Genomic DNA, 11,756 nt, shown 5'->3' on the forward strand with positions numbered 1-11,756 from the left:
GAGGGGAGCCCATGGCTCAGGAGCCCGACGGCTTGAGGTCCTTCTCGCTGAAAGCGGTCACGGTTGAGATGCCGTCGGCAGAGGTGGAGTACACGAGGTGGTTGTCGTGGGCGCTGGGGACCGGCTTCTTCGGCAGATCGACTTTCGTGGAGCCGTCGGCGCTGATGTAGCGGAAGGAGAAGGTCTTTCCCTCATCGGCGGTGGAACGAACGATGATGCTGCCATCGCTCAGGGTGGTGCTGATGGTGTCGGCGGGGTTTCCAATGGTCTTGGAGAGGCACTCAGTGGTCCCGTTCTGAGCGATCCGCAGCTGCCCGAGGTGGTCATAGGTGTCGCCGCTGCCGACCGTGAGGTTGCTCTTGGGCGGAATGGGGCATCCCTTGAGATCCAGGACCTGCGCCCCACTGTCGGTGACAGACTGCAAACGGCTGTCCGACTGGTCCAGAACCAGGATTCTGCTGGGCGTGGTCCAGATTCGGGCGTCGGCGCTGAGGTCGGGGATGGGTTTGGAGGTGTTGAGGCGGAGGAGATCTCCGGGGTCGGCGGGCTCAGTGCCTCTGAAACGCACCTGCCCCTTCCATGAGTAGAACTCGCCCCGACTGCCGCCGCTTAGTCCCAGCTCTTGCGCGGAGTGACTCACAAGGGCCTGTGAGGAGTCCACGATCTTCACCGCGCTCATTCCGCCGTCGTTGCTCAGCTGAAGCCCTCCGACCAGCTGGCTGTGCGACGAGTAGGTGTTGCCGTCCTCGGCGAAGGGGTCAGAGCCCTGTTGTCCAGTGCTGGTGTTGAACCAGTGAAGCTTGCCGACGACCGGGTGGAGGCGGAGGGTGGAGTCCTTCGGGTCGACCTGGTCGGTGGTGAACCAGTAGGAGACGACGCCGAGCGCATCATCGAAGCTCATCACAGGACTCAGCGAGGCGGGATCGGCGCCGCTGGGGACCGGCACGCTCGCCTTCCAGGTCTCCTTACCGTCCCAGGTCACGTGATGGACCGAGAGATTGGCCGCCGGATCCGTGATCGGGTCGACGTAGGTGAGGCCCTTCTCGTCGAAGTTGCTCAGTCCGGGAGCGGTCTTGATACTCATTGTGGCCTTCGACAGGCCGAGCTTGTCGAGGCCCTCGATCTCCGACGGCGGATCGACGGTGCCGACAGGGCCCGCGGGCGTCGCATTCGCAGAACCGCTGGCACCGGCCTGCGATGTCCCCGATGTGCCGGAGCACCCCGTCACGGCAAGGCACAGTGAGGCCGATGCGGCGAGGGCGGAGACGACGATCCGACGGTTCACAGCAACCTCCATGGTCGACCGATGGGTAACCGACACACTAGTCGAATAAGACTCAGTGTGCTGAAGATACGACTTTTTGCCAGGAGGAACCCTTGCTCCACTGACTGGCGGCTCCGTGGCGAAAGACAGAAGCCAGGAGCCGGTTCCGACTAGGCTTCATCCATGACCCAGGTGATTGCGGCCACTGGCGGCTCCGACGCTCCGATCGATCTCCACGCGCTGGCGGCGTCAGCGGGAATAGCTGCCGAGCACGTCATTCCCTATGGCCGTGATGTGGCCAAGATCGACCTGCGGGCACTGGAATCCAGCCAGCACGTGAGCGGCGGTGGTGCGAGTAGCCCTCACTACGTCGTCGTCACTGCGATCACACCGACGCCTTTCGGGGAGGGCAAGACCACCACGGCCATCGGACTGGCCCAGGGGCTCACCCGCCTGGGCCAGCAGGCCGTCCTGACTCTGCGCCAGTCGGCCATGGGCCCCACCTTCGGCATCAAGGGCGGAGCCGGAGGCTCCGGAGGCGCCCGCATCCTGCCTGCCGACCGGATGAACCTGCACCTGACCGGCGACTTCCACGCCATCACCGCCGCCCACAACCTCCTGTCGGCGATGATCGACAACCACCTGCACCACGGCAATGAGCTCGACATTGACGAGCGCACCATCACCTGGCCCCGGGTGCTGGACGTCAACGACCGCGCCCTGCGCCATATCGTCACCGGCCTGGGGGCCAAGATCGACGGCGTCACCCGGCAGGCATCCTTCGACATCACCCCGGCCAGCGAGCTCATGGTCATCATGTCGCTGGCCATGGACCTGGCCGACCTGCGCAGGCGCCTGGGGCGCATCGTCATCGGCCGAAGCCGCAACGGGGAGTGGATCAGTGCCGAGGACCTCAAGGCAGCCGGGGCCATGTGCGCCGTCCTGCGCGACGCGCTCGAGCCCAATCTCCTGCGCACCGGCGAGGGCACCCCCGTCCTGGTCCACACCGGGCCCTTCGGCAACATCGCCACCGGATGCTCCTCGGTCATCGCCGACCGCGTCGCCGCGGCAGGAGCCCGCGACGGCGGCTACATCCTCACCGAGGCCGGCTTCGGATCCGACATGGGCCTGGAACGCTTCGTGGACCTCAAGTGCGCCGTCTCCGGGATGCGTCCGAGCGTCGCCGTCGTCGTGGTCACCATCAGGGCGCTCAAGGCCCACAGCGGACGCCACCGCCTCGTCAGCGGCAAGGACCTGCCCGAGGACATGCTCCAGGAGAACATCGATGACGTGCGCGACGGCGCCGCCAACCTGCTCAAGCACCTGCAGATCGTGCGGGGCTTCGGCATCACCCCGGTCGTGGCCATCAACGTCTTCCCCACCGACCACGACGCCGAGATCGAGGAGGTGACGCGTATCGCCGGCGACGCCGGAGCCCGAGTCGCGGTCTGCCACCCCGTCACCAGGGGAGGCGAGGGCTGCCTCGACCTGGCCGGAGCCGTCGTCGAGGCCTGCCAGGAGGCAGGAGAGCCGGCCTGCAGCCGACCCGCCTACGAGCCGCAGGACGACCTGCGCACCAAGATCTCCAAGCTCGCCGACCTCTACGGCGCCGACGGCGTGGACTACACCCCCGCCGCGAGCAGACTGCTGGAGTCCTACGAGCAGGCAGGCTTCGGCCACCTGCCCGTCATCGTCGCCAAGACCCCGCTGTCCCTGTCGGCCGAGCCTGGCCGCAAGGGCGTACCCACCGGGTGGCGCCTGCCGGTGCGCGAGGTGCGCCTGGCCGCGGGGGCCGGCTACGTCTACGCGATCTGCGGCAGCCTGTCGACCATGCCGGGGCTGCCGAGCCGGCCCGCAGCCGAGCGCATCGACGTCGACCTCGACACCGGGCAGATCGTGGGGCTGCGCTGACAACCACGGGCCGGGTCCGGCGCACGGCCGGACCCGGCCCGTGGCTGGTCACGAGCAACCAGTCCGTCAGCTCTTCTGGTGCTTGGACGTCTTGAACAGGAGGTTGACCTGCTCGTTGTATGTCGTCAGCGTTGAGGCCGGCACCCGGTTGGCCCACAGGTCGTCCGTCGCCGGCTTCATGATGGCGCCCACGTCCGCCCCGAAGTAGGTCAGTGGGAAGAAGAACGTGGACTTGTCCTCCAGGTGCTGGGTGAAGGGCTTGGTGGGAAGCCCCGTTGCCTCGAAGACCTTGACGGCCTTCTTCGTGGAGGAGGCGATCGCCGGGAAGACGATTCCGTGAGAGGCCACGATGTCCTGCGCCTCGGCGGTTCCCAGGAAGGCCACCCACTTGGAGGCGTTGTCGATATTGGCCGACTGCTTGGAGATCGAGTCGCCCAGCCCGTTGAACAGGGAGACCGACTTGCCGTTGGGGCCCACGGGGTTCGCCGCGATCCCGACCTTGACGTCGAGCTTGGCGTAGGTGCCGAACATCCACGAGCCGTTGAAGCACATGGCGATCTTGCCGCTGCCCAGCTGGACATCGGTGCTGGTCGTGGAGGAGAAGGCGCCGCGCGGAGGCATGTATCCCTTGTCCACCAGGCCGAAGTACCAGTCCATCGTGTCCTGGAAGACCTTCTCGTCGTAGCGGTAGTGGTCGCCCCAGGTCTCCTTATTCGTGTAGAACCAGTCGCCGGCCGAGCCGGTGAAGGGGCTCCACTGAGTCTGGCCATCCCCGGTACCGGCGTCCTGGATACCCAGGCCGTAGACGGCCACGCGGTTCTTATCGAAACCGGGCTCGTCTCCGCGCACGCCGTTCTTGTCCACGGTCAGGTGGGCGATGACCTTCTCGAAGGTTCCGCCGTCTTCGGGATTCCAGGACCAGTCGGCCAGGTCTGCCTCGGACAGGCCGGCCTGGGCGAGCATGTCCCGATTGTAGAAGACCGCCACGGTGTCCCAGTCCTTGGGGCAGCCGTACTGATGGCCGTCCTCACCCTTCCACAGGTCGATGAGGCCCTCCTGGAAGGCGGACTCATCGACGCCCGCCCAGGCGGCCTGCTTCTCCAGTGGAACCAGGACCTCCAGGTCCACGAACTGGGCGAACTTGGAGATGTGGTCGGTGAAGGCGTCCGGACCTGTCCCGGCGATGAAGCCGGCCGTCAGCTTGGTCCAGTAGTCGCCCCAGGCGATCTGGGTGATGTTGACCTTGATGCCGGTCTTGGCCTCGAAGGCCTTGGCGCATGCCTCATAGGCGGGCAGCTGGCTGGCGTCCCACATCCAGTACTCGACGGCGCCGGGTCCCGACTTCCTGGAACCGCCGGAGCAGGCGGCCAGGGTCAGTGCGGCCGCTCCCGAGGCCAAGCCGCACAGGAGGCCTCGGCGCGACAGTGAGGAGCGAAGAGGGCTGATCGGTTGAGTCGTCATCTGGTGCCTCACTTGATTCCGGTAAAGCCGATGGAGTTGACGATGCGCCGGGCGAAGGCCATGAACAGCAGGAGCATCGGGAGGGCGGCCACGAGCGTGGCGGCCATGAGCCCGGCCCAGTCGGGACCGGTCTGAGGGGCCTGTGAGCGGAAGACGGCCAGAGCCACCGTGAGTACCCGCGAGGAGTCCGTGTAGGAGACCAGCAGGGGCCAGAAGTAGTCGTTCCAGGCCGTGATGTAGGTCAGGATCGCCAGCGTCGAGATCGGGGCCTTGGCCATGGGCAGGATGAGGGTGAAGAACACCCGGACCTTGGAGGCTCCGTCGAGCAGTGCGGCCTCCTCCAGCTCACGTGGGATGTTCATGAAGAACTGCTTGAGGAAGAACACCGCGAAGGGCGTCATGAACATGGTCGGCAGCGCCACCCCGAGGAAGGTGTCGATGAGGTGGAGCTGCTTGACCAGCACGAAGTTGGGCAGGAGCGTGAAGATCGAGGGGACCATGAGGGCGCCCAGGAACACGGCGAAGACCGTGTCGCGTCCCCTCCAGCGCAGGCGGGAGAAGGAGTAGGCGGCCATCGCGGAGAAGAACACCTGCCCCACGGTGACCAGTGTGGAGATGATGACCGAGTTGCGCAGGTAGAGCCAGAAGTTGATGGCTGCGCCGCTGCCGCCGTCGGCCAGCGCCTCCTCGGTGGACTGCATGCCGAAGACGCGGGCGAAGCCGCGCAGGTTGATGTCCACCGGCAGCAGGCTGGTGGGGTGGGCGGTGATGCCTGCGTTGGAGGACAGCGCCGTGCGCAGGACCCAGTAGAAGGGCAGAAGCGTGAACAGCATGATGAGGATCATCGCCGCCCAGGCCAGTGCCTTGCCGACGGTGAGCCGGCGACCCGGGGCCTTGGAGGACGCCGCAGCGGCCGCCTTGGGGGACTGCGCGGAGGAAACGGATGCGGGTGTCGTGGTCATGGTTGGTCCTCCTTCAGTCCAGGTCCGTCTCGCCGGCACGGGTCATGCGGTACTGCAGGATCGTGATCGCCGCCAGGACGAGCAACAGCCCCACCGCCATGGCGGAGGCGTATCCGAACTGGAAGCGTCCGAAGGCCATGTCGTAGATGTAGTACTGCAGCACGCGGGTTGCGTTGACCGGGCCGCCCTGGGTGGCCACCGAGACGGTGTCGAAGACCTGGAAGGAACCGATCATCGTCATGATGAGCACCAGTGCCAGGATGGGACGCAACAGCGGGACGGTGATCCGCCAGAACATCCGCCACTCGCTGGCGCCGTCCATCTTGCCCGCCTCATAGACCGTGTTCGGGATCGACTGCAGACCCGCGAAGATGAGCAGGGCCGTGTAGCCCACGTGCCGCCACACGTTGATGATGGCGATGGTGGGGATGGCCATCGACGAGGAGAAGAAGTCGACGGCTGAGCCCGTCAGGGACTCCAGGAGCTGGTTGGTGATGCCCAGCGTGTTGTCCAGGATCCACAGCCACAGCATGGCGGCGACCACGTTGGAGACGAGGTAGGGCGTCAGCACGATGGATCGCACGAAGGTGGACTGGGTCAGGCGCTGCATGAGGACGGCGATGAGGAGTGCCAGGATCGTCTGCAGACCGATGTTGATGACAACGTACTCCACGGTGACGACGACGGCGTTCCAGAAGGTGTCGTCCTGGACCATGCGCTTGTAGTTGTCCAGGCCGGTGAACTCCTCGGGGGTCAGGAGGTTGTACTCGGTGAAGGACAGCCAGATGCCTCGGATGAGGGGCCAGATGTAGAAGGCGACGAGGCCGATCGTCGCCGGGAGGATGAAGGCGAGGCCGAGCTTGAGGTCGGAGCGTGGCTTGCGTTGCCGACGCGATGGTCGTGCGACCGGGGTCGAGGTTGACATCGGGTCTCCAAATCGACGGTGATGAGGGAAAACGGGTCGAAGACGGATGGGTGGGGTAGGGACGGGTGGAGGAAGACAGGACGGACCGGCGACTCGGAGGGGCGCCGAGTCCTCAGTCGACGGCGCTCACGTGCAGCAGGACGAGGTGGTCGGGGTGCAGCACCGGCAGCGCCAGCCCCGTGGTGGTCAGGTAGGAGCCCGGCAGGGTGACGCCCTGGGCCATCCAGCCCGCCGCCAGACGCAGCTCGGGGTAGACCGGCGCCGCCAGGCGCACGTGGTAGCGGCGTGAGGGGTCCAGGCCGGGCAGAGGGCGCGGCGCCGTGGGCCAGGCCAGGAGCTGGCCCAGCGAGGCGATCTCGAACAGGGCGTCGGAGCCATCGGGGGCGACGACCCCCTCAATGCGCAGCACGTCGTCGTCGGGCAGGTCCGCATGGACCGTCACCCCCGAGTGCAGCAGGCCGCGCAGCTCCTTGTGCAGCGCGATGATGGAGGCCAGGCGCTCGCGGGTGGCGTCGTCGGCCTCGGTGAGGTCCCACTCCACACCCATATGGCCCCACAGGGCGGTACCGGCCCTGAAGTCGAGATCGAGGTCGCGCAAGGTGGTGTGGGCCCGTCCCGAGCCGACGTGGGTGCCCACCATCTCGGGAGGAAGCAGCAGCGTGGTGCCGCGCTGGATGTTCTGGCGGTCATGGGCATCGATGCAGTCCGAGGCCCACACCCGCTGAGTGCGCTCCATGATCCCCAGATCGATGCGGCCGCCGCCGCCGGCGCAGGACTCGATCTCCAGGGAGGGGAAGCGCTCATGGAGCGCGTCCAGGAGGCGGTAGACGGCCAGGGTCTGGTCGTGGACGGCGGCCGCCCCCTGGCGCCCCGCGGTGGGGTCGGAGACCTCATGCCCCGTGGCCAGCAGAGGGGAGTTGTGGTCCCACTTGAGGTAGGCGATGCCAAGGCGCTCCACGAGGGTGGAGATGGCGTCGAACAGGTAGTCCCAGGCGCCGGGGGCGGACAGGTCCAGGACCCGCTGGTGGCGGTGCTCGGGCGCTCCACCGGCGCCGTCGGACAGGATCCACTCAGGGTGGGTGCGGGCCAGCTCGGAGTCGACGTTGACCATCTCCGGCTCGAACCACAGGCCGAACTCCATGCCCAGGGCGTGGACGTGCTCCACGAGTGGCTCCAGGCCGTTCGGCCAGGCCTCGGGGGAGACCTGCCAGTCGCCCAGTCCTGAGGTGTCGTCGCGGCGGGATCCGAACCAGCCGTCGTCCAGGACGTAGCGTTCGATACCGACCTGGGCGGCGGCGTCGGCCAGGGCCTTGAGCTTGTCCAGGTCGTGGTCGAAGTAGACAGCCTCCCAGGTGTTGAGCAGCACCGGGCGGGGGCGGGTGGGGTGGGACGGGCGTGAGCGCAGCCAGGCGTGGCTGCGGTGGGCCAGGGCGTCCAGGCCCTCGCCCCAGGAGAAGACCGTCCACGGAGAGGTGTAGGTCTGCCCCGGGGCCAGCGAGACCTCGCCCGGCAGGAGCAGCTCTCCGGCTCCCAGGAGCTTGCGGCCCGAGGCCGGGTTCATCGCCAGGTGGCGGACGTTGCCGGACCATGCCGCGTGAACGCCGTGGACGCGCCCGCTGCGCCATCCGAAGCCGGTGGGGCCGGCTGCCAGCCAGGTGACGGCGTCGTGCCCCGGGCGTCCCTCCCAGGACTCGCGAAGGCGAGTACCCGGGGTGAAGGGGGTGCGCACGAGCCGACGCTCCTGGACATGGTGTCCGGTGGTGTCCAGCAGCTCGTCGGCGCTGTCGGGCAGCGGCAGTACCGGCGTGAGCTCGCCGACGACGAGGTCGGCTCCCTGCTCACCGTCGGACTCGGGGCGGTCATTGCGTACCCAGGCGCGTAGACGTACCAGGCCGCAGGCCTCCAGGCGCAGCTCAGTGCCCAGGGTCAGCGCGTGGACGGTGTCGGTTCCGCTGGAGCGCACAACGAGGGCGGTCCCGGCCGGGGTGTCCTCGGAGCTCTCCTCGTGGGTGAAGGCGGTGGGGTGGGGCGAGAAGGCCGAGCCGTCGGTGCGTGAGAGCGCCACAGCGGGACGTGAGTTCCAGCCCAGGTGGGCCAGGGGCAGGATCGGCAGGTCGTTGGTGATCCAGGCGGTGTTGGTGCCCAAGGACGTTTGCGCGGCCAGGGCCACGTCGGACAGGTCGTCACCGCTGACGTCACCCAGGTCAGGGCCCCAGTGGCGCACCACTGGGAAACGGTCGTCGGGCAGGTCGAGGACCACGGAGGTGTCGGCGCATCGCAGATGGAGGGTCATCATCGTCCTTCCAGGGGAGGGGGGAGGAACCGGGAGCGATTCCTTGTAAGGTGAAAATAATTGACGATGCTAGATTTTGCAAGGGTTTGCTCTACAGTGTCGGTACGACGTGGATGGCGGTGAACGTCGTCCCAGGTCACAGGCCGTGCGGCCCCAGTGGTAGCTGACGACGATGGGAGTGGGAGTCGACGATGGGTGGTGGACGCAGCCTCGGCGCCAGGGCGCTGCTCGCCCTGATCTCCGCCGGCCCCATGAGTCGCGGCGACCTCGCCGAGCGCCTAGGGCTGTCCGCGGCGACGACGACACGCACGGTGCGTCCCCTCATCGAGGCGGGGCTCATCGAGGAGCAGCCGCCGGTGGAGGTGGCCGGGCCGGGACGACCCACCCGCCTGCTGGCCGTCGTCCCGAGCAGTGTCACCGTTGCGGGCATCAAGCTCACAGATGACCGCCTCTACGCCGTCCTGACCGACCCGCTGGGCGAGGTCCTCATCAGTGACGCACGGCCGTTGACCGACACCGATGCCGGCTCCGTGACCGCCCTCATCGCCTCGGTGGTGGCGCAGCTGGCCGAGCGCGGCGGGCGACGGCCCGACGCCATCGGAATCTCCCTGGGGGCGGCCGTCGTCGAGAGACGGACTGTGGTGGTGGCCAGCTTCCTGGGATGGCGCAACGTACCTCTGGCCGCCATGGTCACCGAGGCCACCGGGCTGCCCTGCGTCGCGGCCAATGACGTGCGCGCCTTCGCCTATGCCGAGGCATGGTTCGGGGCCGGCCGCGGGAAGGACCCCTTCGCCATGGTCACTCTCGGCGCCGGGATCGGCTGCGGGGTCGTGGTGGACGGTGAGGTCGTCTCCGGTGCGCAGGGGGCGGCCGGCAGCGTCGGGCACCTGCCGGTGGATCCCTCGGGGCCCAGCTGCGAGATCGGGCACCCCGGGTGCGCTCGGGCCCTCGCCGCGACCCCCGGGATCCTGCGGGCGGCCGCCGAGCGCCTGGGGTGTGAGGTCGGCGAACTGAGCCTCGATCTGCTCCTGAGTCCCGACATGCGTCGCCGCAACAACGGCGTTGACGACGTGCTACGGCGCGCGGTGCTGGCGATCGGAAGGGTCGTGGGGACTCTCATCGCCTACGTCGACCCCGAGCTCGTCGTCGTCTCCGGGGAGGGGGTCGCCGTGGTGGAGACCTACCGCGAGATCTTTGATGAGGAGGTGGGCGGCCTGCGGCACTGGGCGGCGGCGCCCGTGCCCGTCCTGCTGCGTCCCTTCGAGTTCGACGAGTGGGCGCGAGGGGCGGCTGCTCTGGCCCTGGATCAGTGGACGGTGGTCGCAGGTGGCCGGTGAAAGGCGGCTCTTGGCCGGGCGTGCGCACTGTGACAGGAACCATGTCAAGGAACAAGGTCCCAACGTGGTGTCGAACTAAGGGCCCCCTTAGATTGTGCGCATGATCCGCCGCACCACCATCGCGCTGTCCACCGCAGGTCTTCTCGCCGCCGGGGCCGCGCTCGCCCTGGCCGCCCGTCCGACCCGCCCCAGCGTCTCCGCCGCCTCCGCCTCCGAGGGTAGGACCCGTCCGCCCCGCGTCGTCATTGCCGGCGGAGGGTACGTCGGCTTCTGCACCGCCCGTGCCCTGCGGGCCCGCCTGGGCACCGACCAGGTCGAGATCGCCATCATCGACCCGCGCCCCTACATGACCTACCAGCCCTTCCTGCCCGAGGTCGCCGCCGGATCCATTCAGCCGCGCCACGTTATCGCCTCCCACCGGCGCTCACTGGCCGGGTGCACCATCCTCACCGGCTCCGTCGCCGGCATCGACCACGCCTCGCGCACCGTGACCATCGCGCCGCCGGTCCCGGGCTCCACCCACGAGGAGGGCACCCCCTACCAGATCGGCTATGACCATCTGGTCCTGGCCCTGGGGGCCGAGGCCCGCACCCTGCCGATCCCGGGCCTGGCCGAGCAGGCCCTCGGCTTCAAGCAGGTCGAGGAGGCTCTGGCCCTGCGCAACCGCGTCCTGTCGCGCATTGAGGACGCCGCCTCCACCTGGGACGCCGAGCGTCGACGCCGGCTGCTCACCTTCGTCTTCGTCGGCGGGGGCTTCGCCGGGGTCGAGGCCATCGCCGAGCTGGAGGACATGGCCCGAGCCCTGGTGTCCACCGTCGACTCCGTGGAGCAGGAGGACGTGCGCTTCATCCTCGTGGAGGGATCGCGCCGCATCCTGCCCGAGCTGACCGAGGAGCTCTCCGGCTACGGCCTGGAGCAGCTGCGCGAGCGCGGCATCGACGTGCGCCTCAACACCTTCCTGAGCTCCTGCGTCGACGGGCACGTCGTCCTGTCCGATGGCACCGAGTTCGACGCCGACACCATCGTGTGGACCGCCGGCGTCAAGGCCGCTCCCGTCCTGGGTGAGTCCGACCTGCCCGTCGAGGCGCGCGGCCGCGTCACCACGCTGCCCACGCTCCAGGTGGCGCGTGACGGCGTCGTCGTCCCCGGTGCCTGGGCGGCCGGCGACTGCGCCGCGGTTCCCGACCTCACCAGTGAGGACCCGCAGGCCACCTGCGCCCCCACCGCGCAGCACGCCGTGCGTCAGGCCGCGATCCTGGCTGACAACCTCGTGGCGACCCTGACCGGTCAGGGGGAGCAGTCGCTGGCGGTCTACGCCCACGAGAACCTCGGCACCGTGGCCTCCCTGGGGATCGGCAAGGGCGTGGCCCGCATCATGGGTCAGAACCTGCGCGGCTTCACCGCCTGGACCGCTCACCGCGGCTACCACGTCTACGCCATGCCGACCTTCAACCGGAAGGTGCGCATCATGATGGACTGGCTGGCCGCCGTCGTCTTCCGCCGAGACCTGGCCTCCTTCGGCTCCGTGGCGGCTCCCGGGGCGGCCTTCGCCCAGGCCGCACGCAACGACGCCAAGATGGCTTCGCGCAAGAAGTCCTGAGAC

General features: G+C 68.3%; 8 protein-coding genes. 3 read left to right on the forward strand and 5 right to left on the reverse strand.

The annotated features are described in order from the left end of the window. Positions 1-16: 16 nt before the first annotated feature. Positions 17-1,285: a hypothetical protein gene (locus tag HW274_RS04740; protein ID WP_260679188.1), complete on the reverse strand. Its 1,269-nt coding sequence runs from the start codon at positions 1,283-1,285 to the stop codon at positions 17-19. A 162-nt stretch (positions 1,286-1,447) separates the two neighbouring features. On the opposite strand from HW274_RS04740, the gene HW274_RS04745 reads away from it, so the two are divergent. Next, positions 1,448-3,175, forward strand: a complete 1,728-nt coding sequence (locus HW274_RS04745; protein ID WP_185989328.1) for a formate--tetrahydrofolate ligase — start codon at positions 1,448-1,450, stop codon at positions 3,173-3,175. 66 nt (positions 3,176-3,241) lie between these two features. Here the strand turns inward: HW274_RS04745 and HW274_RS04750 are convergent, their stop codons facing one another. The 4 genes from HW274_RS04750 to HW274_RS04765 form a co-directional block, all read right to left on the reverse strand. Beyond that, positions 3,242-4,636, reverse strand: a complete 1,395-nt coding sequence (locus HW274_RS04750) for an ABC transporter substrate-binding protein (RefSeq protein WP_081376300.1) — start codon at positions 4,634-4,636, stop codon at positions 3,242-3,244. 8 nt (positions 4,637-4,644) lie between these two features. Beyond that, the gene (locus tag HW274_RS04755; RefSeq protein ID WP_075255120.1) at positions 4,645-5,598 is read right to left on the reverse strand and encodes a carbohydrate ABC transporter permease; all 954 of its coding nucleotides are present in this window, start codon (positions 5,596-5,598) and stop codon (positions 4,645-4,647) included. A gap of 13 nt (positions 5,599-5,611) precedes the next feature. After that, entirely contained in the window at positions 5,612-6,523 is a 912-nt protein-coding gene (locus tag HW274_RS04760; RefSeq protein WP_075255119.1) for a carbohydrate ABC transporter permease, read from the reverse strand. 112 nt (positions 6,524-6,635) lie between these two features. Further along, positions 6,636-8,816, reverse strand: coding sequence for an alpha-galactosidase (locus tag HW274_RS04765; RefSeq protein WP_185989329.1), 2,181 nt, complete (start codon positions 8,814-8,816; stop codon positions 6,636-6,638). A 191-nt stretch (positions 8,817-9,007) separates the two neighbouring features. On the opposite strand from HW274_RS04765, the gene HW274_RS04770 reads away from it, so the two are divergent. Both HW274_RS04770 and HW274_RS04775 read left to right on the forward strand, forming a co-directional pair. After that, positions 9,008-10,153, forward strand: coding sequence for an ROK family transcriptional regulator (locus HW274_RS04770; RefSeq protein ID WP_185989330.1), 1,146 nt, complete (start codon positions 9,008-9,010; stop codon positions 10,151-10,153). A gap of 100 nt (positions 10,154-10,253) precedes the next feature. Further along, positions 10,254-11,753, forward strand: a complete 1,500-nt coding sequence (locus HW274_RS04775; RefSeq protein WP_185989331.1) for an NAD(P)/FAD-dependent oxidoreductase — start codon at positions 10,254-10,256, stop codon at positions 11,751-11,753. Positions 11,754-11,756 lie beyond the last annotated feature (3 nt).

The organism is Actinomyces sp. oral taxon 169, from assembly GCF_013394715.1.
Taxonomy (GTDB): Bacteria; Actinomycetota; Actinomycetes; order Actinomycetales; family Actinomycetaceae; genus Actinomyces.